This is a genomic window from Bacillus kexueae (assembly GCF_022809095.1).
Classification (GTDB): domain Bacteria; phylum Bacillota; class Bacilli; order Bacillales; family Aeribacillaceae; genus Bacillus_BZ; species Bacillus_BZ kexueae.
In genome coordinates this window covers 168,043-192,485 of sequence record NZ_JALAZE010000003.1, presented here as the reverse complement: position 1 = coordinate 192,485, position 24,443 = coordinate 168,043, and the positions used below count along the sequence as shown (strand labels likewise).

26 protein-coding genes are annotated in these 24,443 nt (G+C 38.8%); 1 reads left to right on the top strand and 25 read right to left on the bottom strand.

Going from position 1 to position 24,443, the window contains the following annotated elements; translation table 11 throughout:
• Positions 1 to 113: 113 nt before the first annotated feature.
• The 21 genes from rplS to ML543_RS08340 all read right to left on the bottom strand — a co-directional run bounded on the left by rplS (position 114) and on the right by ML543_RS08340 (position 21,239).
• The gene (rplS, locus tag ML543_RS08440; RefSeq protein WP_243386830.1) at positions 114 to 455 is read right to left on the bottom strand and encodes a 50S ribosomal protein L19; all 342 of its coding nucleotides are present in this window, start codon (positions 453 to 455) and stop codon (positions 114 to 116) included.
• Between the two features lie 129 nt (positions 456 to 584).
• A complete protein-coding gene (gene trmD, locus ML543_RS08435; protein ID WP_243386828.1) occupies positions 585 to 1,319 on the bottom strand; it encodes a tRNA (guanosine(37)-N1)-methyltransferase TrmD in 735 nt (244 codons plus the stop codon).
• Positions 1,316 to 1,837, bottom strand: coding sequence for a ribosome maturation factor RimM (rimM, locus tag ML543_RS08430; RefSeq protein WP_279326604.1), 522 nt, complete (start codon positions 1,835 to 1,837; stop codon positions 1,316 to 1,318). The genes trmD and rimM overlap by 4 nt, the downstream gene beginning before the upstream one ends.
• Positions 1,838 to 1,847: 10 nt before the next feature.
• Complete coding sequence (locus tag ML543_RS08425; RefSeq protein ID WP_243386827.1) at positions 1,848 to 2,219, bottom strand: YlqD family protein; 372 nt, start codon at positions 2,217 to 2,219, stop codon at positions 1,848 to 1,850.
• Between the two features lie 151 nt (positions 2,220 to 2,370).
• Positions 2,371 to 2,601 carry a KH domain-containing protein gene (locus tag ML543_RS08420; protein WP_243386826.1) on the bottom strand — a complete coding sequence of 77 codons (231 nt, stop codon included), beginning with the start codon at positions 2,599 to 2,601 and terminating at the stop codon, positions 2,371 to 2,373.
• A 14-nt stretch (positions 2,602 to 2,615) separates the two neighbouring features.
• Positions 2,616 to 2,888 (bottom strand): 30S ribosomal protein S16, encoded by a 273-nt coding sequence (gene rpsP, locus ML543_RS08415; RefSeq protein ID WP_243386825.1) that lies wholly within the window; start codon positions 2,886 to 2,888, stop codon positions 2,616 to 2,618.
• Between the two features lie 93 nt (positions 2,889 to 2,981).
• Positions 2,982 to 4,325: a signal recognition particle protein gene (gene ffh / locus ML543_RS08410; RefSeq protein ID WP_243386824.1), complete on the bottom strand. Its 1,344-nt coding sequence runs from the start codon at positions 4,323 to 4,325 to the stop codon at positions 2,982 to 2,984.
• Positions 4,326 to 4,338: 13 nt separating this feature from the next.
• The gene (locus ML543_RS08405) at positions 4,339 to 4,671 is read right to left on the bottom strand and encodes a putative DNA-binding protein (protein WP_243386823.1); all 333 of its coding nucleotides are present in this window, start codon (positions 4,669 to 4,671) and stop codon (positions 4,339 to 4,341) included.
• Positions 4,672 to 4,825: 154 nt separating this feature from the next.
• On the bottom strand, positions 4,826 to 5,815 hold the full coding sequence (ftsY, locus tag ML543_RS08400; RefSeq protein ID WP_243386821.1) for a signal recognition particle-docking protein FtsY: 990 nt from the start codon (positions 5,813 to 5,815) through the stop codon (positions 4,826 to 4,828).
• Between the two features lie 14 nt (positions 5,816 to 5,829).
• Positions 5,830 to 9,396, bottom strand: coding sequence for a chromosome segregation protein SMC (smc, locus tag ML543_RS08395; protein WP_243386820.1), 3,567 nt, complete (start codon positions 9,394 to 9,396; stop codon positions 5,830 to 5,832).
• 353 nt (positions 9,397 to 9,749) lie between these two features.
• The gene (gene rnc, locus ML543_RS08390; RefSeq protein WP_243386819.1) at positions 9,750 to 10,493 is read right to left on the bottom strand and encodes a ribonuclease III; all 744 of its coding nucleotides are present in this window, start codon (positions 10,491 to 10,493) and stop codon (positions 9,750 to 9,752) included.
• Positions 10,494 to 10,608: 115 nt separating this feature from the next.
• Positions 10,609 to 10,842, bottom strand: coding sequence for an acyl carrier protein (gene acpP, locus ML543_RS08385; RefSeq protein ID WP_243386818.1), 234 nt, complete (start codon positions 10,840 to 10,842; stop codon positions 10,609 to 10,611).
• A gap of 101 nt (positions 10,843 to 10,943) precedes the next feature.
• Positions 10,944 to 11,684: a 3-oxoacyl-[acyl-carrier-protein] reductase gene (fabG, locus tag ML543_RS08380; protein WP_243387009.1), complete on the bottom strand. Its 741-nt coding sequence runs from the start codon at positions 11,682 to 11,684 to the stop codon at positions 10,944 to 10,946.
• 5 nt (positions 11,685 to 11,689) lie between these two features.
• Positions 11,690 to 12,631, bottom strand: coding sequence for an ACP S-malonyltransferase (fabD, locus tag ML543_RS08375; RefSeq protein ID WP_243386817.1), 942 nt, complete (start codon positions 12,629 to 12,631; stop codon positions 11,690 to 11,692).
• The gene (plsX, locus tag ML543_RS08370; protein ID WP_243386816.1) at positions 12,624 to 13,631 is read right to left on the bottom strand and encodes a phosphate acyltransferase PlsX; all 1,008 of its coding nucleotides are present in this window, start codon (positions 13,629 to 13,631) and stop codon (positions 12,624 to 12,626) included. The genes fabD and plsX overlap by 8 nt, the downstream gene beginning before the upstream one ends.
• A 3-nt stretch (positions 13,632 to 13,634) precedes the next feature.
• On the bottom strand, positions 13,635 to 14,216 hold the full coding sequence (fapR, locus tag ML543_RS08365; RefSeq protein WP_243387008.1) for a transcription factor FapR: 582 nt from the start codon (positions 14,214 to 14,216) through the stop codon (positions 13,635 to 13,637).
• 777 nt (positions 14,217 to 14,993) lie between these two features.
• On the bottom strand, positions 14,994 to 17,045 hold the full coding sequence (gene recG / locus ML543_RS08360) for an ATP-dependent DNA helicase RecG (RefSeq protein WP_243386815.1): 2,052 nt from the start codon (positions 17,043 to 17,045) through the stop codon (positions 14,994 to 14,996).
• Positions 17,032 to 17,922 carry an L-serine ammonia-lyase, iron-sulfur-dependent, subunit alpha gene (gene sdaAA / locus ML543_RS08355; RefSeq protein WP_243386814.1) on the bottom strand — a complete coding sequence of 297 codons (891 nt, stop codon included), beginning with the start codon at positions 17,920 to 17,922 and terminating at the stop codon, positions 17,032 to 17,034. Before sdaAA ends, recG begins: the two co-directional genes overlap by 14 nt.
• Positions 17,923 to 17,949: 27 nt before the next feature.
• Entirely contained in the window at positions 17,950 to 18,612 is a 663-nt protein-coding gene (gene sdaAB / locus ML543_RS08350; RefSeq protein ID WP_243386813.1) for an L-serine ammonia-lyase, iron-sulfur-dependent subunit beta, read from the bottom strand.
• 575 nt (positions 18,613 to 19,187) lie between these two features.
• A complete protein-coding gene (locus ML543_RS08345; RefSeq protein WP_243386812.1) occupies positions 19,188 to 20,855 on the bottom strand; it encodes a DAK2 domain-containing protein in 1,668 nt (555 codons plus the stop codon).
• Positions 20,856 to 20,876: 21 nt separating this feature from the next.
• Positions 20,877 to 21,239, bottom strand: coding sequence for an Asp23/Gls24 family envelope stress response protein (locus ML543_RS08340; protein ID WP_243386811.1), 363 nt, complete (start codon positions 21,237 to 21,239; stop codon positions 20,877 to 20,879).
• Between the two features lie 257 nt (positions 21,240 to 21,496).
• Between ML543_RS08340 and rpmB the strand changes: the two genes are divergently transcribed.
• A complete protein-coding gene (gene rpmB / locus ML543_RS08335; protein WP_243386810.1) occupies positions 21,497 to 21,685 on the top strand; it encodes a 50S ribosomal protein L28 in 189 nt (62 codons plus the stop codon).
• A gap of 266 nt (positions 21,686 to 21,951) precedes the next feature.
• On the opposite strand, the gene spoVM is transcribed toward rpmB, so the two are convergent.
• The 4 genes from spoVM to rsgA all read right to left on the bottom strand — a co-directional run bounded on the left by spoVM (position 21,952) and on the right by rsgA (position 24,430).
• Positions 21,952 to 22,032 carry a stage V sporulation protein SpoVM gene (gene spoVM, locus ML543_RS08330; protein ID WP_044895554.1) on the bottom strand — a complete coding sequence of 27 codons (81 nt, stop codon included), beginning with the start codon at positions 22,030 to 22,032 and terminating at the stop codon, positions 21,952 to 21,954.
• A gap of 114 nt (positions 22,033 to 22,146) precedes the next feature.
• The gene (locus ML543_RS08325; protein ID WP_419095357.1) at positions 22,147 to 22,800 is read right to left on the bottom strand and encodes a thiamine diphosphokinase; all 654 of its coding nucleotides are present in this window, start codon (positions 22,798 to 22,800) and stop codon (positions 22,147 to 22,149) included.
• Positions 22,801 to 22,894: 94 nt separating this feature from the next.
• Positions 22,895 to 23,542, bottom strand: a complete 648-nt coding sequence (rpe, locus tag ML543_RS08320) for a ribulose-phosphate 3-epimerase (protein ID WP_243386808.1) — start codon at positions 23,540 to 23,542, stop codon at positions 22,895 to 22,897.
• A gap of 3 nt (positions 23,543 to 23,545) precedes the next feature.
• Entirely contained in the window at positions 23,546 to 24,430 is an 885-nt protein-coding gene (gene rsgA, locus ML543_RS08315; protein WP_243386807.1) for a ribosome small subunit-dependent GTPase A, read from the bottom strand.
• Positions 24,431 to 24,443 lie beyond the last annotated feature (13 nt).

Sequence of the window (24,443 nt, the reverse complement as noted above, 5' to 3'; positions counted from 1 at the left end):
GATTTAAGACTACTTATTAACATTGTACAAGTACGATTCATAACCACTTCGGTACGTAAAACGTGGAAAAAGGAGCTTGTTTAAACAAGCTCCTTTGGGTTTCAATAAGTTGATTATCTTTCTTTAATACGAGCTGCTTTTCCGCGTAGGTTACGTAAGTAGTAAAGCTTCGCACGACGTACCTTACCACGGCGAACAACTTCGATTTTCGCAATTTTAGGTGTGTGTAATGGGAATGTACGCTCAACACCTACACCGTAAGATACTTTACGTACAGTAAATGTTTCGCTGATGCCACCACCACGACGCTTGATTACAACACCTTCGAATACCTGAATACGCTCACGAGTACCCTCGATAACTTTTACGTGTACACGTACAGTGTCACCAGAACGGAACTCAGGTAAATCAGTGCGTAGTTGTTCTTTCGTAATTTCTGCAATTAGTTTTTGCATCGTATTCATCTCCTTCCAACAGATGCTCTTGCATATGTATCTTTGCAGCGGAACATCGTTTTCGACTAAAATTATTCAATCTTAGTCACAAAAGATATCTTACCACATGAAATATGTGGATGCAACCTTTTATTTCTCTTTTTTTATTTCTTCTAGCCATTTTTTTTGATCATCCGATAGTGGATATCCCTCAAGTAAATCAGGCCTTCTCGTCCAAGTACGCCTCAACGATTCTTTTTGCCGCCACTCTGCTATATGTTTATGGTTACCACTCAACAATACATCCGGAACTTTCATTCCGCGGAAGTCACTAGGACGTGTATAATGGGGATGTTCTAAAAGCCCTGTCGAAAAAGAATCTTCGATATGTGACTCTTCTTTTCCGAGAACACCTGGTAATAAGCGAATAACGCTGTCCATAATCGTCATAGCGGCTAATTCCCCGCCCGTTAGGACAAAATCTCCTAATGACACTTCATCTGTTACAAGGTAACGGATTCGCTCATCATACCCTTCATAATGCCCACATATAAAAATTAAGTGATCTTCTTTTGAAAAATCCTCTGCTTTTTTTTGCGTGTAAGTTTCTCCTTGAGGACATACAAGAATAACACGCGGACTAGATACAGAGGATTTGGATTTTAAATCCTCAACAGCATCATAGATAGGTTGGGGTTTTAATACCATCCCAGCTCCCCCACCGTATGGATAATCATCGACCGTTTGGTGTTTGTTCGTAGAATATTGGCGAAAATTCACAACATCTATGGAAACGGCCTCTTTTTCTTGCGCTTTTTTTAGAATTGATTCGTTAAGGACGCCTTCGAACATTGAAGGGAACAAAGTTAATACATCTATTTTCATTCTTCAATTAACCCTTCCATAGGAGTAATGATAATCGTTTTTTCTTCTATATTGATTTCCTTAACGACTGACTCAATATAAGGAATTAACACATCTTTTTTCCCTTTTCTCTGAACTACCCAAACATCATTCGCTCCAGGTGTCAAAATTTCTTTTATAACACCAATCTCTTGTTGTTCCTCATCTAATACTGAGCAACCAATAATTTCATGAAAATAGTATTCCCCATCTTCTAAATCCGTTAACTGACTTTCGGGAACTTTAATAATCGCTCCTTTAAACGGTTCTACTTCATTTATTGAATGATAGCCTTCAAAAGTTAATAAATCAAAATTTTTATGTTGGCGGCGAGATTGAACGACTACTTCGACCGGTTCTTTCCCATCTTGAAAGATGTATAGTTTATTTCCTTTTTCATATCGTTCATCTGGAAAGTCCGTTTTAGAAATGACGCGTAATTCGCCACGAATTCCATGTGTATTCACAATTTTTCCTACATTAAACCATTTTTCACTCATCACCATCACCTCAGCGAATATCTTGAATGATGCCATCTTTAATGACGATTGTTTTCTCATTCATTAATTCGTCCCAATTATCTCCCACCGATATGTCAATTATGGCGTTTAATTCTTTCTCTTTCAACTCACTCCCGAGAGGTAAAATATGTAATTGTTCCATTTGAAATTCGGTCGTTTTAATCTTTTCTTTTCTTTTTTCAATCTCTTTTTGATATTGGGACACTAGTAATTGATTGCCTTTTACTTTTTTTAATTGAAAGTACAGTTGATCACATTCTCGTTCTAGTCTTTCTTTTTGCAAACGAAATTTTTCCATTAGATTCGTTTTACTCGATTCCGTTAATATTTGTTTGACCGTTACTTGGTGAAGTATCTTCATTTTCCCTCACCCACCATTTACTCTTATTTCATGACGCTAAGTCAAGTTTACATTCGCTTCTTTTATTTTACCTTAAATATTTGAAAATAGCAGTATTGCTACAATTGAATCTGAAATGATAAAAAGGCGAGGTCCATATGTCCTCACCTTTTTAATCGTTAATATCTAAAAACACGCGCTTGTTGGAATGATTCCCCGCTGCATATACAACAGTTCGAAATGCTTTAGCAATTCTGCCTTGCTTTCCAATGACCTTTCCAACATCATCTTTATGAACGCTTAACGTAAAAACGATTTCGTTTTCCGTTTCTTTTCGATCTACTGAAACTTCTTCAGGATGATCGACGAGCGCTTTTGCAATGGTTGAAATTAATTCTTCCATTTGCACCACGTTCATTACTTGCTGTTTTTCACGTTATGGAATTTTTCCATGATGCCTTGTTTAGAGAAAAGGTTACGTACTGTATCAGATGGTTTCGCACCATTTTGTAACCATTTAAGAGCTAATTCTTCGTCAATTTTTACTTCAGCTGGCTCACTTACAGGATTGTAAGTTCCAACTGTTTCGATGAAACGTCCATCACGTGGAGAACGAGAATCAGCTACTACGATACGATAGAAAGGAGATTTTTTTGCTCCCATACGTTTTAAACGAATTTTTACTGCCATTTTAAAAGCACCTCCGAATAGTTTTCAACAAGATAGTATAATATCAGTCTTAAAATCGTTTGTAAAGTGTTTTTTCTTAACAGAATGATTTTATTACATAAAAGGGAATTTAAATCCGCCTTTTCGCTTCCCTTTTGCCATGTTAGTCATCTGTTTCATCATCTTTTTCATTTCATCAAATTGCTTTAATAAGCGGTTCACTTCTTGTACAGAAGTTCCACTCCCGTTAGCAATTCGCTTCTTCCGGCTAGCGTTAATAATTTCAGGGTTAATTTTTTCTTCTTTTGTCATTGAGCGAATAATCGCTTCTACATGACTAATTTGCTTTTCATCCACTTGGATATTTTTTAACCCTTTCATCTTATTGGCACCCGGAAGCATGGACAGGATTTCATCCAATGGTCCCATATTTCGGACTTGTCCTAACTGTTCTAAGAAGTCGTCAAATGTAAAGGACATCGTCCGCATTTTTTCTTCCAATTCTTTTGCTTTTTCTTGGTCGACATTTGCTTGTGCCTTTTCAATTAATGTAAGAACATCACCCATTCCTAAAATTCGAGAAGCCATTCGTTCAGGATGGAATGGTTCTAATGCATCAAGCTTTTCTCCCATACCAGCAAATTTAATTGGTGTACCGGTAACGGCACGAATTGATAATGCTGCTCCTCCACGAGTGTCCCCATCTAACTTCGTTAGTACGACCCCTGTCAATCCAAGTTGTTCGTGGAAGCTTTTCGCAACGTTAACCGCGTCTTGCCCTGTCATCGCGTCGACTACGAGGAAAATTTCATCTGGATTAGCTAGTTCTTTTACTTGTGCTAATTCATCCATAAGCTCTTCGTCGATGTGCAAACGACCTGCTGTGTCAATTAAGACATAGTCGTGATGCTCCTCTTTAGCAAAGGCAAGTGCTTGCTTCGCGATTTCGACCGGGCTTACTTGATCTCCTAAGGAAAACACAGGCATATTCAACTGCTTTCCTAGTGTTTCCAGCTGTTTAATCGCCGCAGGGCGATAAATATCCGCTGCTACAAGCAAAGGATTACGATTATACTTTTTTCGTAAAAGATTGGCTAGTTTTCCTGTCGTCGTCGTTTTACCGGCTCCCTGCAAACCAACCATCATAATGACAGTCGGTGGACGTTGACTAACGGCAATTTGACTTTGTTCACCACCCATGAGCTCTGCAAGCTCTTCCTTTACGACTTTAATAACTTGCTGCCCTGGGGTCAAGCTCTTCATTACTTCTTGACCGACAGCACGTTCACTTACTTTTTTAACAAAGTCTTTTACAACTTTGAAGTTTACGTCAGCTTCTAGTAAAGCGAGGCGAACTTCCCTCATCATTTCCTTTACATCAGCTTCTGTAACCTTTCCTTTACCGCGGATTTTTGAAATGGTACTTTGCAGTCGGTCGGCTAAACCTTCAAATGCCATAATTCGCCGCCTCCTAATCCAATTTTTCAAGAGCTTTTAGCAACGAGAGAATCTCCTCTTGATCAATCAGTGGCTCGCTCAATTCTTTAAGTCGCTCCACTATTTTTTTCCGCTCTTGAAACTTGTTTAACAACCCAAGCTTTTCTTCATACTCTTCTAGCATTGCTTCGGTTCGCTTAATATTATCGTAAACAGCTTGACGACTTACTTCAAATTCTTCAGCTATTTCACCTAGGGAGAAATCGTCAAGGTAATATAAAGACATATAACTTTTTTGTTTAGGCGTTAACAACGATTGATAAAAATCGAACAAATAGTTCATACGCGTCGTCTTTTCGAGCATCATCACTCATTCCTCCCTTGTTAAGTGAAATGCCTTTACAAGTAACTAGTGTAGCGAAAGCAACTGTTAATGTCAAGTTTTTTTCTTAACATCATCAATCTATTTCATTTGTCTTGGAAATTGGCTAAGAAAATTGATTTTTAAAAGGAAGAAGGGTTTACTCTCCCTCTTCCTCCATCAAATCTGCAAATAACCCATACACATATTGCTCCGCGTTAAATGGCTGTAAATCATCCATTTTCTCTCCTAATCCGACAAGCTTTACAGGAATCTTTAACTCATTGCGTATCGCTAAGACGATACCACCTTTAGCGGTTCCATCTAATTTTGTTAAGGCGATACCTGTGACATTGGTTGCTTCTGAAAATTGTTTTGCTTGGTTCATTGCGTTTTGACCCGTTGTCGCATCCAATACTAATATTACTTCATGTGGGGCACCAGGAATTTCTCTTTCAATGACACGTTTTACCTTCTCTAGCTCTTTCATTAAATTCACTTTATTTTGTAAACGTCCTGCTGTGTCACATAAGAGAACGTCGACATTTCTCGCTTTAGCCGCTTGAATGGCGTCGAACATAACTGCTGCTGGGTCACTTCCGGCTGATTGCTTAATGACATCAACACCTACGCGCTCTCCCCAGACTTCTAATTGCTCAATAGCACCGGCACGAAAAGTATCTCCCGCAGCGAGAAGAACGGATTTGCCTTCCTGTTTAAATTGATGTGACAATTTCCCGATAGTTGTTGTTTTCCCTACACCGTTCACTCCAACAAAGAGAATGACGTTTAGACGACCTTCTTCAATGTTCAGCTCATTTGGAGCCTCTTCATCCCCTTGATAAATATCAACTAGCTTCTCAGATATAATGGATCGAACTTCTTTAGGATCCTGGATATTTCGGCGTTTCACTTCCATTTTTAATTCATCGATTAATTCCATTACCGTTTCAACGCCAACATCGGCCGTAATTAGAATCTCTTCAAGTTCTTCAAAGAAATCCTCATCAACTTTTCGATATCGTGCAACAATATCGTTCACCCTTTCGGAGAAAGAGCTACGTGTTTTCGTTAATCCTTCCTTAAACTTTTGTGTAACAGAATCGGTTTGGGTTGAGATTTTCTCTTTTAATTTTTTAAAGAAACTCATGCTGATCCTCCCTTTCAAGACGTCTTAACATATTGATTTGATTCTTCTAATTTAACAGAAACGAGCTTAGATACTCCTGATTCTTGCATTGTAACACCGTATAAGACATCTGCTTCTTCCATCGTCCCTTTTCGGTGTGTAATTACGATAAATTGAGTTTCTTGACTAAAACGTTTTAAATACTGGGCAAAACGCTGTACGTTAGCTTCATCAAGCGCTGCCTCCACCTCGTCCAGAACACAGAAAGGAACTGGACGTACCTTTAAGATGGAAAAGAGAAGCGCAATAGCGGTTAATGCACGTTCCCCTCCAGAAAGTAACCCTAGGTTTTGGAGTTTTTTCCCTGGTGGCTGTGCTACAATATCAACCCCTGTATTTAATAAATCGCTCGGATCAGTTAAGCGCAAATCAGCTCTTCCTCCACCGAACAACGATTGGAAAACAGATTCAAAATGAGACCTAATTTGTTCAAACGTCGTTTTAAAGCGCTTTTTCATTTCTTCATCCATTTCTGAAATCACATTGAATAACGTCTCTTTCGCTTCTTTCAGATCGCTTTGTTGTTCTTTTAAAAATTCATATCGCTCTGAAACGCGTTCATATTCGTCAATCGCCCCTAGATTTACAGTGCCAAGTTCCTCAATTGTCCGTTTCATTAACTTTACTTTACGTGCTGCTTCTTCAACCGGTAATTGAAGCGGATATTGCTCTTTCGCCGCTTCAAACGAAAGCATATATTCTTCACGAAGACGGTCAAGACGATTATCCAAATCAACTTCGACTCGATTTGCTTTCACTTCTTCATCTTTCAATGATTCTGAAATTTGTTTTAACAGACGCTTCAACTCTTTTAATTGGAGTTCTTCTTCTTCCAATTTTGTTTGCAAGCTCATCCGCTCTTCTCTTCTCGCATGAATGAGCTCAATTGTTTTATTTTTATCTTGTAGCTTCTGGTTCGCCGCTTCTTCGAGCATTTCTTCCCCAGAATCATTATCTGTCATTTCAGTTGATAAAATGGTTAAGTCTTCTTCTGCTTCTTGCAGCTTTGATTCAGTCTCTGTTTTTTCAGCATTTAAACGTTCAACCGCATTCTTTGTGCTTTTATATCGTTCTTCTTTACTTGCAAGTTTCACTTTTAAATCCATTATTTCTTCTTGTAATTCTTGTTTAGAAGCTTTTTGGTTTTCTTTTAACGACACTAGTTCTTCAATTTGCTTGTCTAATCGTTGCAACGTTTCATGGATTGAGGATAAAAGATTCACTAATTCTTCTTTTCGAATACGATGTCTTTCTTCTTCCTCCTGGAACGCCAGTTTTTCTGCATCATAAATGGCAAGTTGTTCATTTAAACTTAACTCTTTTAATTCGAGTTCTCGCAGCTGACTACGTAGTGATTGTTCAAACAAACGAAGGTCAGCCCCTTTTTCGCGGAGCTCTTCCAATACGCTTTCATCTTCTTGAATCGTTGACTTAAGTTGTTTGACATCACGCTCGAGCGCTTCAGTCTTTTCTTCCATCTCTTTTAACTTTTCTTGAATAGACTGCAGTTCGCCCTTCCGACTTAATAAGGAGTTTCCTTTTGTTTTTGTTGCTCCTCCTGTCATTGATCCTCCCGGGTTTACTACATCCCCTTCAACCGAAACAATCCGGAAGCGATAGCGAAGAATTTTTGCTAGTTCATTCGCACCTTTTAAATCCTTCGTAACAATCACATTCCCCAGTAAGTTTTCCATGACGAGTTGATATTCAGAGTTAAAGGTAATCAATTCGGAAGCAATTCCAATGAATGCAGGATGGTTCTCTACTAACATCCGGTCTGTTTGCGACATCTTTCTTGATTTCATTATCGACAACGGGAGGAATGTGGCTCTTCCATAAGCATTCCTTTTTAAATAGTGAATAGCTTCTCGACCGATTTCTTCGTCGTCAACAACAACGTGTTGGAGGGAAGAACCTAGGGCAATTTCAATGGCCGTTTCATATTCTCTGTCCATATGAATGAGCTCAGCAACAGCACCATGAATTCCCTTTATTTGGTCCTTTGCTTTTAAAATCTCTCGGACACCTTGAAAAAATCCTGTATAGTCTTCTTCCATAGCTTCCAGCATTTCTTTTTTGGATCTTGTTTGTTGTAAATATTGATACGCTTGATAGAGCATTGCTTCTTTCTTTTCATATGAGGACTTTTTATGCTCCAATTGCTTTTGAGCTTGTCGAAACGCTCCTATTTGCTCATCTAACTCTTTTTGAGTCAATGATAATTTCGCTTCAAGTTTTTGTTTTTCACCGTCAAGCTCATTTCGTTCATGTAAATACTTTTCATTAGAACGTTTTAAACGATCCATTTTCGCTTGCTGCTGAGCTAGTTGATTCTCGATATATTGCACTTCATTTCGAGCTTGCGCCTGTTCATTCAACTTTTCAAAGTATTCATTTTTGTATTGTTCTATTTCTTCTTCAATATTTTCATTAAGATTAGAAAGTAGAACTTCCTTTTCAGAGAGGGATTTTCGAACTTGTTGAACAATTCGCTCATCCTCTTTTAAAGCCCCTTCTTCCTTACTTAATTCATTTGTCAACTGTTCGAATCGAATCGACAGTTCTTTGATCATCTGTTCAAGCTGAGTTTTATTAAAAGTTGCATTTTTCTTTCGCTCTTTTAATACTTCTTTTCGACCTTCTAGTTTTTCTAGTTCTTCACTAGCAATTAACAATACTTGTTGTAAATCATTAATAGATTCATCTAAAGCGGTTAGACGGTCTCGTATTTCTTCTACAGCAGCTTCCCGCTTTTGGACAGAAGTTGTCATGTCCAACTCTTTGTTACGGAGTTCTTCAACGGTATGGGATAGATGTTGCCAACGCATATGAAGCTCCTCACATTCATGAACAATTAAGGCAACTTCAATTTGTTCAAGCTCTTCTTTTTGCTCTAAATATTCCTTTGCAATCGAAGCCTGCATTTTTAGTGGTTCTACTTGGCTCTCTAGTTCATAAAGTATATCTTCCACTCGATTTAAATTATCTTCCGTCTCTTTAAGTTTCGCTTCTGCCTTCTTTTTACGCGTTTTATATTTCAAAACACCTGCAGCTTCTTCAAATATACTTCGTCTTTCTTCAGCTTTACTACTTAATATTTCTTCAACTTTCCCTTGACTTATAATCGAAAAAGCTTCTTTCCCAAGACCAGAATCCATAAATAAATCAACAATATCCTTTAATCGACACGCTTGCTTATTTATGTAGAACTCACTCTCACCTGAGCGATATACACGTCTTGTTACACTGACTTCATGATAATCAATGGGCAGGAAGTGATCCTCATTATCGAGTGTTAACGTCACCTCCGCCATATTTACACTTTTTCTAGAATCGCTCCCTGCGAAAATAATGTCTTCCATTTTAGCTCCGCGGAGTGATTTAGCCGACTGCTCACCTAACACCCAACGGATCGCATCCGTAATATTACTTTTTCCGCTTCCGTTCGGCCCGACTACTGCCGTTACGCCGCCGGAGAAATCGACGGATACACGATTTGCAAATGATTTAAAACCTACGATGTCTAAACGTTTGAGGAACATCGTGATCCCCCTTATATTCTAATATGAGTTATACATTTATCTATTCAAATAAGCCCATCGTTTTAAAAAATGGGCGATAACCTTTCTTATTTTACCATACTTCTCATCTTTCGAAATGAAATTTTGGAAATGGTTACCGTGTTCATACTAGATTCCCAAAATCTCTACTAATTGATGTGATTCAGCTATATAAAAAAGTAGCTCATCCCTTCGCCATAGAATTAAGTATGATTATATTCTCGTCATTGATACAAAAATAATATCCAACGCCGTCCCCAAAATGTACTTTCCGTTTGAGAACGATGGACCTATACATGAAATGAGCCATTCCCGGTTTTCCGGAAATGGCCGTATCATTTCGCCTGAGGTTTTAATTTTTGTAATGCTTGTTCGGCTGCATGCTGTTCTGCCTCTTTTTTCGACCTTCCAGTTCCAGTGCCTAGCGTTTCACCATTTAATGAAACGGTTGCCACAAATTCTCGATTATGTGCCGGTCCTTTTTCTTCTAAAATTCTATACTCTAAAATCCCTTTTCCATCTCGTTGAATTAGTTCTTGTAGCTTACTCTTAAAATCCATCACATGAGAAAAAGCACCTTCATTAATTTTAGGAAATACGATCTTCTCCAAAAATTGAACAACAACTTGAAGACCTTGATCTAAATAGAGGGCACCAATAAATGCTTCAAATACATCAGCTAACAGTGCTGGACGCTGTCGCCCTCCTGTAAGCTCTTCTCCCTTACCGAGTAAGACTAACTGTCCAAACGACAGTTCATTGGCAAATGAAACGAGGGAAGGCTCACAAACAATCGCTGCACGAAGTTTTGTTAAATCTCCTTCACTCATTGTCGGATACATTTCGTATAAATATTGCGAGATTGTTAATTCAAGAACAGCATCTCCTAAAAATTCTAACCGCTCATTGTCTTCATAAGGTTTTTTACGATGCTCATTCACATAAGATGAATGTGTAAAAGCCTGATAAAGGAGCTTCTCGTTCGAAAACGTGATGCCAATTTTTTGTTGAAAATCTCGAAACTCTTGCACTTTCTTCATAAATAATCGTTTATTCTTTGGATTTGCTCGGTTTGGCATACTGAACCTCCATTACTATGTACCATCACACTTAGTATGAATAATTCCTTACAATTTAATCTATATAACAGGGAAAGCCCCGTTAAAAAACGGGACTTTAAAGTAAAAAACCGTATTACATTTGGCCTTTTATGTAGTTAACAGCGTCACCAACTGTTACGATTTTTTCAGCATCTTCATCAGAAATCTCCATGTCGAACTCGTCCTCAAGCTCCATAACAAGCTCAACTACATCTAGGGAATCAGCACCAAGATCATCTTTGAATGAAGACTCTAATTTTACTTCTGACTCGTCAACACCAAGGCGGTCAACGATGATCTTTGTTACGCGATCTAAAACTTCTGCCATTGTACTTCACCTCCCCTCAAGTATTATAGTGGATTTATACCGAAAAGACTAGAAAAATCTATAAAAAATTCATTTCTATTATCGGCTTAGTGAAAGGGGGATTACATCACCATTCCGCCATCAATATGAAGCGTTTGCCCTGTCATATATCCACTCTTTTCAGAGGCTAAAAAGGTTACTACATGAGCGATGTCTTCTGGCTCACCGAAACGTGCTAACGGAATCTGACGTAACATTTCTTCTTTCACATTTTCTTCCAACTTATCAGTCATGTCCGTTGTAATAAATCCTGGCGCAATGGCGTTCACTGTAATATTTCGACTAGCTAGCTCTTTTGCAGTAGTTTTTGTCAATCCGATAACTCCCGCTTTAGCAGCAACATAGTTCGCTTGTCCAGCATTTCCACTAACTCCGACAATAGAAGCGACGTTAATGATACGGCCTTGTCGTTGTTTCATCATTTGGCGAGTTACGGCTTTCGTGCAGTTAAACACGCCTTTTAGATTGATGTTAATTACATCATCCCATTCGGATTCCTTCATTCGCATAATGAGGTTATCTTTTGTAACCCCAGCATTATTCACTAGTATATCCAATTGATTAAAGCGATTTAACACTTCCTTAATCATGTTTGTTACTTCTTCTTGGTTAGAAACATCTGCCTTAATCGCAAATGACTCTTGACCTAGCTCTTTTATTTCATTTACGACTTCGTTTGCTTTTTCTACATTTCCAGCATAGTTAACGACAACATGTGCACCATTTCGTGCTAAATCAAGCGCAATCGCTCTCCCAATACCACGAGATGCACCAGTAACCAATGCCACTTTCCCTGCCAGCATCATAATTACTCCTCCTTTAACTTTTCAATTACATCTTGTAAAGATGTTAAATCATTTACATTGTATGTTTTCACTCGACGATTCACTTTCTTTACTAAACCTGATAGCACTTTACCAGGGCCAATTTCAATGAAAGTTGTTACTCCTTCATCCAGCATTCTTTGTACCGACTCTTCAAAGCGAACAGGAGAATAAAGTTGTTCAACTAGCTTTTGTTTAATCTCTTCTGCCTTTTGAATTGGTGCTGCAGTAACATTTGCTATGATCGGAGTATGAGCATCAGTAATTGATAATTGGTCTAATACTTGTCCAAGTTCTTCAGCAGCCGGTTTCATTAAATCAGAGTGAAACGGTCCACTTACCTCAAGAGGAATGACACGTTTTGCTCCTTTTTCTTTTGCTAACTCGGAAGCCTTTTCGACTCCTTGTTTGGTCCCCGAAATGACGATTTGTCCCGGGCAGTTTAAGTTTGCTAATTGAACAAGGTCACCGTTTGCCGACACTTCATTCGTTACGCTTTCAAGCTCTTCACTATTCATTCCTAGTACAGCTGCCATTGCACCTTGTCCGGCCGGAACAGCTTGTTCCATTAATTCACCGCGTTTTCTAACCGCAAATACTGCATCTTGAAACGATAATACACCCGCAGCAACAAGAGCTGTGTACTCCCCTAAGCTATGACCCGCAACGAAGTCCGGCTTTATTCCGTATTCTTTAAACTTTTCTAGCATTGAAATACTAGCAGTTAAAAGAGCTGGCTGAGCATTGTACGTAAGGGTTAACGTTTCTTGTGGCCCTTCGAACATTAACTTTGTCAACTCGATTTGTAGCTTACGATCAGCAAGGTCCATAATTTGTTTTGACTCAGGAACTTCTTCATAAAAGTCTTTTCCCATTCCAACTATTTGTGAGCCTTGACCCGGGAATAAAAAGGCAACTTTACTCATTTTCATTCTCCTTTCCACTTTCTTGAATGGCTTCGTGTATTGTTTGAGTTACATTATTTTGAACGATTTCTCTCGCTTGACGGATTGCATTAAAAATTGCGTGACCATCAGACGAACCATGGGCTTTTATGACAGGAGCTTTTAATCCAAATAAGCAAGCTCCTCCGTATTCAGAGTAATCCATTTGCTTTTTGATCTCTTTGAATTGTGGTTTCAAGACTCCAGCCGCTAATTTCGAAGTGAACGTGCTCGTTAAGGATTTTTTTAACATCGCAAACATAGAAAGAGCAGTTCCTTCGATTGCTTTTAAAGCGACATTCCCTGTAAAGCCATCTGTTACAACGACGTCACATACCCCGTCTAGCAAATCACGTGCTTCAACATTTCCGATAAAATTCAAGCCCGAATCTTTAAGCAAAGTGTATGCTTGCTTCGCTAATTCATTTCCTTTATTTTCTTCTGTACCAACATTTAGTAATCCAATGCGCGGTTTGTTGATTCCTCGAACATTTTTGGCATAGATGGAACCCATAATCGCATATTGAAGTAAATGTTGCGGCTTTGCATCAGCATTCGCGCCAACATCTAGCATAATAAACCCTTTTCCATCGATGGTTGGGAAAGTAGGGGCTAATGCTGGTCGTTCAATTCCTTTAATCCGCCCTACAATAAATAACCCTGCCGTCATTAATGCTCCTGTATTCCCTGCAGAAATACAAGCATCCGCTTCATTGTCTTTTACTCGATTCGCCATGATTACCATAGAAGCATTCTTTTTTCGACGAACGGCACGAACGGGTTCGTCTGTCGATTCAATTTTTTCATCTGTATGTATGACATGTAAACGACTATGTGATTGTGTTAAATATGGTGCAATGATTTCTTCATTTCCGATTAATTCAATCTCGATGTCAGCGAATTGTTCTAGTGCTTTATAAGCTCCTTCGACAATTGCTTTCGGCGCATGATCGCCACCCATCGCATCAATCGCAAGCTTCATTTCTTACTCCATCCTTTTTTCACTTTTTTTAGAACGATACATTTCAAATTCACCTGAGAACACTAATTCTTTCCCAACGAAACTATTTACTTCAACGTACGTTCGTCCGCTTTCTTCATCAATTTGCGTTACTTTTGCTTTCGCCACCACTCGTTCACTTTGTTTAACCGGTCGAGTAAATTGTATCGTTGATTTTCTCGTTAGCGCAAGTTCATCATCAATTAAGGCAACCGCTAGTGAGTTTGCTTGTGCAAAAAGATGATGTCCACGAGCTATTTGATTTCGACTAAAAACATGCTCTCTTTTTACTTCAAAGATCGAAATGGCCGATTGATCTAACTCAAGATCAATAATTTCACCAATTACTTCATCTATTGGTAACGACTTTACTTCGTCCGTTAAATTCTTCTCAGCCACATGTTTTATCCGCTCACGCAATTCAGGAATAGATAACTCTAAACGATCAAGTCGAATCGTTTGAATACTAACGGAAAATTTTTCTGCTAGCTCTTCATCCGTTACAAACGGGTTTGAAAGAATCGTGTCTTGTAATAATCGCTGTCGCTCTTTTTTATTTCTTCTCATCATTTACACCGTCCGCACTACTATTATGACTAGGTACTAATAGTAGTATATAGGTTCAAATTGTAGAATTCAAGACTAAATTTTTCATGTATTGCTATTCCAGCGTAATTCCACTACACTCTCCCTATAATTATTCTCGTCAGTCTTCCTGACAAACAACAGACTGCATGTAAAGGATGTTTGCGTAATCATTCGCTTTCACAACCATTTTTAATATACCTTTTAAGACATTTACTTTCCCATACATACTGCAGGAGTAAAGTCGATTCATTACTAAAGAGAATAATGTATTTGTACTAAAAGATCGTTTTCACTTATCACGAAAGGACGACGCTTTCCGGACTTTCACAGGACGTGTTGGCCTCTGAGTTGGCCACAGGACGTGGCCGCTTTTAGCAGAGATTCATCCATCTCCTCCTAACTCGCGAGGTCTTCTGCTTGTGCTGGTCCATCAAGAGTCGCCGCCTTTCGTAAATCATTTCATGTCGAATTAGACGAAAGCACATCAAGGACCTATTAAGAAAAGCGCAAAGCGCAAGCCCTTAGGCGAAGGGCGCTGCAGGACCTACGAGGAGGCTTCCGTCGCCACAGCAGGGCCGAAGCGACTCGAGCTGATGGCGCTTGGAGCTAGACACCAAAAAAAACCGTAAAGAGAATACTTTAACACTTTATTGAACTTAAACTTGCTGTAACAATAAAAAAAGGTGCCAGACTTATCCTTCTAGCACCTTTTTGTTATATAAATTCCGTCATAATTAAATTTTCCACTAATACAAATTAATCCAACTTATCACCGTTGATAATGCCACTAGAAATAATGACGTCTCTCAGCTTTTCATATTCTTCACTTTCCCAGAATACGGATGAATGCACAAGCTCATAAGCATCTTGTCGAGCCACTTCCAACGCACGATAATCATGGACCATATCTGCGATTTTAAATTCTGGTACGCCACTTTGCTTTTTCCCAAAAAAATCTCCTGGCCCACGTAATTCCAAGTCTTTTTCAGATAAAACAAACCCATCGTTTGTTTCCGTCATAATTTTCATCCGTTCTTGACCCGTTTCAGATTTCGGATCTGCAAGTAGAATACAATAAGACTGTTCTTGACCTCGCCCAACTCGCCCTCTTAATTGATGTAATTGAGAGAGCCCAAATCGCTCTGCGTCATAAATGACCATGACGGTTGCATTCGGTACATTCACTCCAACTTCAACGACCGTCGTTGAAACTAATACTTGAATTTCATTAACACTAAAAGCTCTCATCACTTCATCTTTTTCATCTGACGTGAGACGACCGTGCATTAAACCAATCTTAAAGCTGCCTTTAAAGTAGTGAGTTAGCATACTATGAACATCAATAGCATTTTGAACGTCTAATTTTTCGGATTCTTCAATGAGAGGGCAAATTACATAGGCTTGCCTTCCTTTTTGCACTTCTTTTTGAATGAATTGAAGGACACGTTCAATCATAGATGGTTTAGCCCAATAAGTCTCAATTTGTTTACGGCCTGCTGGCATTTCATCAATGATTGACACATCCATTTCCCCAAATGCTGTAATAGCAAGTGTCCTAGGAATCGGAGTAGCTGTCATAAACAATACATCAGGAGACTCCCCTTTATCTCGTAACACCCTACGTTGTTCAACTCCAAAACGATGTTGTTCGTCGGTAATTACTAGTCCTAAACGATGAAATTGCACATCATCTTGAATAAGAGCGTGCGTACCAACGACAATATCAATCTCTCCATTTTCAAGTCTCGTCAATAATTCTTTTCTTCTCTTTCCTTTGACCGAACTTGTTAAAAGTGCCACATTTACCGAAGTGTTTTCAAAAAGTTCACTTAAGGAGTCCGCATGCTGCTCTGCTAAAATTTCTGTAGGAACCATCAAAGCTGCTTGATACCCTGAGAGAAAGGATGCGTACATAGCAATGGCTGATACTACAGTTTTACCTGACCCTACATCTCCTTGTAATAGTCGATTCATACGGTATGGTGACTCCATGTCGTGTAAAATTTCTTGAACGACACGTTTTTGAGCTCCTGTAAGCGGGAAAGGAAGTGATTCAATAAATGTATTTAAACGCTCTTTGTCAGGAAGTAGAACGATACCTCGTGATTGTTCACGATTAAACTTGCGAAGCGCTTGCATCTTTAACTGAAATAAAAGAAATTCCTCATAGACAAATCTTCTTCTTGCCTGTTTTAATTGATTTCGATCCTTTGGATTATGTATAATTTTCAACGCTTCTTTTTTTGATAATAGTTTATATTTTTGTCTTAGAGTGGTCGGAAAGTCTTCTTCGATCCATTCTCCAAAATCATTAAGAGCATTTTTAATATATCGACGCATCGATTTAACTGTAATCTTCCCCCGCACCGAGTACACGGGCTCTACTTCATTTTGCTGTTCAATAGGCCCGAAGAAAATTTCCTGAAGGGAAATTGTTTGCCGGTTTTTGTCCCATTTCCCCGTAACTGTAACGGATTGTTGAATCGATAACTTCGACTTCAAATATTGCCGATTAAAGCCCACGACAGTAATTAAGTAATTGCCGACTAAAAGTCGAAAGGTCAGTCTTGATTTTTTTCGACCATAAAAGGCAAGAGAAGGCTCAGAATGAACCTTCCCTTCCACCGTTACTTTTTCATCGTGCTTCACATCAGCTAAATCGCGAATTTCATAATCTTCGTACCGGAATGGAAAGTAGTGAATTAAATCACGCACTGACTGAATTCCCATTTCAGCCAAAATGACGGAAGTTTCTTCACCAATACCTTTCACGCTTGTTACTGGTTGATCTAGCTTATTCCTTGTCATGATCAAGCGGAATTCCAAAGATCTTCGCTTCTAATTCGCGACCCGTTGGAGTTGCCGCCAACCCTCCTTGAGCAGTTTCTTTTAAAGCAACCGGCATAGTCTGTCCAATTTTAAACATCGCATCAATCACTTCATCACAAGGGATACGACTTGTAATTCCAGCAAGGGCCATGTCTGCAGCCACCATTGCATTCGCAGCTCCCATTGCATTTCGTTTTACACACGGAACTTCTACTAAGCCCGCAACTGGATCACAAACAAGGCCGAGCATATTCTTCAACGTAATGGCCATCGCTTCAGCTGACTGACTTGGTGTTCCTCCGGCCATTTCTACAATAGCAGCTGCGGCCATCCCACTCGCCGAGCCCACTTCTGCTTGACAACCTCCAGCTGCACCAGAGATTGAAGCATTGTTTGCGACAACAAATCCGAAAGCTCCTGCAGTGAACAAAAACTCAACCATTTGTTCTCGAGTTGGATTTAACACATTTTTAACCGCAAATAATGTACCAGGAACAACACCTGCGGAACCTGCTGTCGGCGTTGCACAAATGGTTCCCATCGCCGCATTGACTTCATTCGTAGCAACAGCTTTACTTACTGCATCTAACACCGTTCTTCCAGACAAAAACGTTCCTTTTTGGATGTAATTTTGGAGTAAAACCGCATCTCCACCCGTTAAACCCGAGTGTGATTTTACACCTTTTAGTCCTTTTTCAACGGCATCCTCCATCACTTTCAAGTTTTGGTCCATTAGTTGAATGATTTCTTCTCTCGTTTTCCCTGTTTGCTCCATTTCTTGCCGAATCATAACTTCGGAAATTTTTATCCCTTCACTTTCAGCAAGTTCAACTAACTCTGCTACATTACGAAACATCCTTTATCCTCCTCAAATACCCCTTTGCTATTCAACAATTTTTGTGACTTGAATGATATTTGGTAGTGTTTTAAGTTCTTCAATGACTTGGTCATCAATATTTTGATCTACTTCAATCGTCATTAACGCAAGTTGACCTTTTTCTTTTCTCGAAACTTCCATATGTCCGATGTTTAATTCATATTTGGCAAAAACATTGGAGACTGCCGCAATAGCACCGTACCGGTCATTATGAACAACAAGGACTGCTGGGTGATTTCCAGACAACTTTAACTCAAATCCATTCAGCTCAGTAATTTCTATTTTACCGCCACCAATTGAAATCCCAACTAGCTCCAATTGCCCACTGTCATCTCCTATAATTACACGAGCTGTGTTTGGATGATCTGTTACAGCATCTTCTTCAATGAATTCAATTTTAATGTTTTTCTCTTTTGCTATTGTTAAAGATGTTTTAATTCGTTCATCGAATGTATCGAAGTCTAATAGACCTCCAACAATGGCGACATCCGTACCATGACCTTTATACGTTTTCGCAAATGATCCGTAAAATGAAATTGTCGCCCACTTTGGCTCTCTACCAAACAAACTTCGAGCCACGCGACCAATTCTGGCAGCGCCTGCTGTATGAGAACTCGACGGTCCAATCATGATTGGACCAATAATATCAAATACACTCCTGTATTTCATGTTAGTATCCCCCACATTCATCAACATTTACCCATTCTAAGTTTATCAGAAAACGAGACAGCCTGCTACGGTAGAAAAATTCCCATCCTTTTTTATGAGTCTGTTTCGTATTCATTATGTTTTTTAAAACCAATTTAAAATGAAGTCTTAACATTATGCCCTAAGAACTTTGCTTTCTGCCTGAAGGAAGTCGAACCTCCCTCAATACAGTGAAACGACAACACAATGTCTGCAACTCATTATAGAAAATACTGTTTAATACTTCCATCGTTTTTTAACAATAAGAAACATACATGATTTCACTCCCACACCCCGGACATGAAAATTTATTCTCCCCGGAGTTTCCTTTCTACCATCTACCTATCATGATCGATCATTCAGCTCATAGGTAATTTTTATTTTCACAGAAAAAGCGCAAAGCGCAAGTCCTTAGCCGAAGCGCCCCGAGCTGATGGCGCTTGGAGCTGGACACCAAAAAAAAACTGTAAAGAGAATACTTTAACACTTTATTGAACTTTAACTTCCTGTAACAATCGAAAAAGGACACGCCAACTTAGCGAGTCCTTTTCACATCTTTATTCAACGGAAAAGATATATGAATATAATGGCTGTTTCCCTTTATGCACTTCTACTTCCACATCTTCGAACTTTTCTTCAATAAATGAAACTAATTGTTCTACTTCTTCATCAGAGGCATCTTCACCTTGTAAAATCGTTACAATCTCATCGTCTTCTGTAATCATCTCTTGAGCAAGCTTTTGAGCTGCAGCGAGTTGCACTTTATCTTTTGTAACAATCTTTTTATCTAAAATACCCATGAAATCACCTTTTTCAAGGTCAATTCCATCAATGTTTGTATCTCTTACCGCATACGTTACTTGTCCCGTTTTAACGTGAGCTAAAGATTCATTCATTGCCTGTTCGTTCTGTTCACTTTCCACATCAGGGTTGAAAGCGAGTAAAGCAGTCATACCTTGCGGAACTGACTTAGAAGGAATGACGACCACATTTTCATCTACGACTGAAGCTGCTTGGTTAGCCGCCAAAATAATATTAGAATTGTTCGGTAGAATAATCACATTTTCTGCGTTTACTTCTTTCACGGCATGAACGATATCTTCTGTGCTCGGATTCATCGTTTGGCCACCTTCTATTACATAGACTGCCCCCATCGACTTGAACAATTCAGCAATACCTTCTCCCATTGCTACAGCTACAATTCCGTATTTACTTTTACTTTTTTTCGCTTCTTCGCGTAGTGTTTGATTTGTCTTCTCATTTACGATTGCACTATGTTGCTCACGCATATTTTCAATTTTCATGTTAATAAGACTTCCATATCGTTGACCGTATGTTAGGACATCACCTGGCGCTTCGGCATGAATATGAACCTTCGCAAGTTCATCGTCAGCAATAACTAATAGGGAGTCACCAAATTGACTCAAGTCTTGACGGAATTTCTCCTCTACGAATGGCTCCTTCCCTTCTTCAAACTTCACCATAAATTCTGTACAATATCCGAATTCAATATCTTCTGTATTCATATGGGATTGTACACTTTTATGATGTTCAGCGCTTACTAATTCGTCCATTGAAGGGAGCTTAACTGGCGATCCAGGCACTTTTTCTCCCTTCAATTCAGCAAGAAAGCCTTCGTACACAAAAACTAAACCTTGGCCACCACTATCGACAACACCGACTTCTTTTAATACAGGTAGTAATTCAGGTGTGCGATCTAGGGACGCCTTTGCTTCTGCTAAAACAGCTTCCATAAATGAAACGAATTCCATCTCATGTTCAGAGACTTCTATCGCTTTTTTAGCAGCATCTTTTGCAACCGTTAAAATTGTTCCTTCAACAGGTTTCATAACGGCTTTATAAGCAGTATCAACACCGAATTGTAATGCCTCAGCAAATTGCTTCGTATCAATGGTACTCGTCCCTTCAACTGCCTTGGAAAAACCACGGAATAATTGAGATAAAATAACCCCGGAGTTTCCACGAGCACCCATAAGCAATCCTTTTGCAAATGCACCAGCAACTTGCCCAATTTCATCTGTCACGTTTTTTTGTACTTCTTTTGCTCCAGAAGTGATTGATAAGTTCATATTTGTTCCGGTATCTCCATCTGGAACAGGGAAAACGTTTAGTGCGTCAACAACCTCAGCGTTATTTGAAAGATGATTCGCTCCTTGGATAACCATTTCAGCAAAACGCTTCCCATCTAGTAATTGTAATGCCACAAATGCTTCCTCCTCTTATGATTATGGGTTCGTCACGCGAACACCTTGAATATAAATATTAATGGAATCAACTGAAATCCCTAGCATGCTGTTTAGGGTATATTTTACTTTCGTTTGTACATTATGGGCAATTTCAGAAATTTTTGTCCCATAACTCACAATAATGTACATATCAATATGCATTTCTTCTTCATCTTGACGAACAATGACACCTTTACTGAAGTTCTCACGACGAAGGATGTCGGAAAGACCGTCTTTAATTTGATTTTTGGAAGCCATTCCAACAATACCATAGCAATCCACTGCTGCTCCACCAGCAACTTGAGCAATCACATCATTTGAAATATCAATTTGACCGAAATTCGTTTTTAATTCAATGGACATGAGATTTCCTCCTTTTTAACAAACGTATGCCGTATACACATTTTACTATAAATGGGCAACGTTTAAAAGAAACCTAATGCCTCACAACTCCCCTAATATAATAGAGCATGAAATAAAATTCATGTCAAGTAAATTTTCTTGAAAGTAGTATGAAAATATATTGCAATTCAATATTCCTTATGGTAAATTATTAAGGTATCTTTTAATCTAACAATGATTATTGATGATGGATGTAGATATTGAGGAGGTTTTTGAATATGGCACGTAAATGCGTGATTACTGGTAAAAAAGCGAGCTTCGGTAACACACGCTCTCACGCGATGAACGCAAACAAGCGTAAATGGGGAGCGAACGTACAAAAAGTTCGTATTTTAGTTGACGGTAAACCGAAGCGCGTTTATGTTTCTGCTCGTGCTCTTAAGTCTGGTAAAGTAGAACGCGTGTAATGAAACATAAGCTTTGGGCCTATTGCCCGCCCATTAAAAAAAGCAGATGAAAAGAATTTTTTATCTTTTCATCTGCTTTTTTCATGTCTAAGCTTTCCAATCGTGAAGAGAAAAAGAAGAACGCTTTACCTTCTTCTATTAGTTTTTAGAGGAAGAAAGGAAAGTGTTTAAAAACACTTATTGCGAACAGTATCTTAATCCCCTTTTCTTCAAAAATAATATAAAAGTATGAAGACTTTTAATAGAAAGCACCAGTTTGGTGCTTTCTATTCCTTCTTAAAAGAGCCGAGCATCGCCCGAATTATGCCACCTAAAAATTTAGGGAGTTTAATTGTATAAAATCGCATATTTTCCCTCCTCAAACAAAAATAAGATGAAGCTGGATTCAGTGGTTTTTGACTTCCCACCCAATGTCCCTAAACGACACTAACACATTCCTGTCTTAAAATGTGTTTATCCCATTAAACATCAGAACTTCTTACCATCATTAATATGCCAGCATCAAATGAAAAAGTACCAACAGAATGAATGAGTTCGTTACTTATACATAGTGTCGACCCTCTTTCAATATGCCTATTCATTAATGGATATTTAAATCCTTTTAATGTGAGATTTTGAATTTCTTCTGTAAAAGGGAGGAAGGAGATGTACTTGTATGAAAGCGAATTTTCAATCTTATATTCACCTGGAGAATAGAGAGTAACTTCATTTTGTTTATCAATGAGTTTCGCAAAAACCCCCTTCTCCAAAGCTTTAAAAAGGAGCTGGATATTCCCAAATAAATGGTCAAGACGACCTCCAGTCCCACCAAATAATACGATTTCTTCTACTTCATTCATCTGTAAAGCAAATTCCAATCCAATTTCTGAATCCGTTTGATCTTTTTCAGCTGGAAAGAAGTCTATATGATTGATTTTCGTTTGCAATTGCAGTCGCTCTGTTTCAGTAATCGAATCAAAATCTCCGAATGCGTAGGTAGGTATAATACCTGAATTTATAAGATGAATAACACCTCTGTCCACTCCAATCCAAACATTCTTTTCTCCACAGTATATAGAAAGATCAGGAAGGTTTTCGCTCGGCCCACCTGCCACAATATGTACTCTCAACGCCATATCCTCCTTTGTTAACATAATTCTATTATGGTAATTTCTAAATGGTATCGGATACAAAAGGGCTAAAAGAAAAGAATCGCACATGCGATTCTTTTTACTTGCCTCTTATAGCTCGAATTGCACTTGCACGATCAGCTTGATTATAAATAGCAGACCCTGCAACAAGTACATTTGCACCTGCTTCGATGCATTGCTTAGCCGTCTCTACATTAACTCCACCATCTACTTCAATTTCAACTTGTAAATTTCGTTCTGTTACAAGCTTATGAACCTCTCTAATCTTTGGAAGGACACTTGGGATGAATGCTTGTCCACCAAATCCTGGATTAACCGTCATTAATAGGACCAGATCGACATCTTCAATAACATGTTCTATCATAGACACAGGAGTATGAGGATTTAAAACAACACCAGCTTTAACTCCTTCTGCCTTAATATGTTGAATTGTTCGGTGTAAATGCCTACATGCTTCCACATGAACAGAAATGATGTCAGCCCCTGCACGGCTGAACTGCGAGATATAGCGATCAGGATTTTCTATCATTAAATGCACATCTAACGGAAGTTTTGTCACGGGTCGAATCGCTTCTACAATTAGCGGTCCAATCGTAATATTTGGTACAAAATGACCATCCATCACATCTACATGAATATAATCGGCGCCGCCTCGCTCGACATCTTTTATCTCTTCACCTAGACGTGAAAAATCAGCGGATAATATTGAAGGTGCAATTTTAATCATCTATTAATACCTCGGCTTTCTTTCTTTTATTTCATCTAAGAAATGTAAATAATGTTCGTAACGATAAGCTGGTATTTCTCCAGAATCAACTGCCTCTTTCACAGCACATTTTGGCTCTTTTACATGTGTGCAGCCTCTAAATTTACATTGTGGGCTTCTTTTACGCATTTCGATAAAACAATAAGACAAATCATCCGCTTCAATATCGATAAATTCAAGTGAACTAAATCCTGGGGTATCAGCAACAAGTCCACCTGCCACATCGAGAAGTTCTACATGTCTAGTAGTATGTTTCCCTCGTCCAAGATGGGTGGAAATATCGTTTGTTTTTAATTGCAGTTCAGGCTTTAACACATTTAATAGTGAAGACTTTCCTACTCCAGATTGACCAGCTATCACCGTAACCCGATCTTCAAATTGAGGAAGAAGGGCTTCAATTGTCGATTGGTCTTTTGTAGAAATTAAGTACACATCATAACCAATAGAACGATAATCGCTCACAAATTGTTCGATTTGGGTTTTTGTTTGATCATCTTCAATCAAATCCATTTTGCTGATGCAAATAATCGGTTTAATTTGATTTGCTTCAACTAGCACTAAAAATCGATCTAGTAAAGATGGACTGAATTCAGGCTGAACGGCCGAAAATACAAGCAGTGCTACATCCACATTGGAGATTGGTGGACGTACTAATTCATTTTGTCGTTCAAAAATCTCAAGAATATAGCCTTCCCGCTCATTATCAGCTTGATATTTCACTTCATCACCTACTAAAGGAGTGATTTTTTGCTTTCGAAACACTCCTCGACCACGACATTGGATGAGCTGCTCTCCATCCTGAACATAGTAAAAACCACTGAGTGCTTTGACAATTTTCCCCTCTGGCATAACGTACCTCCTT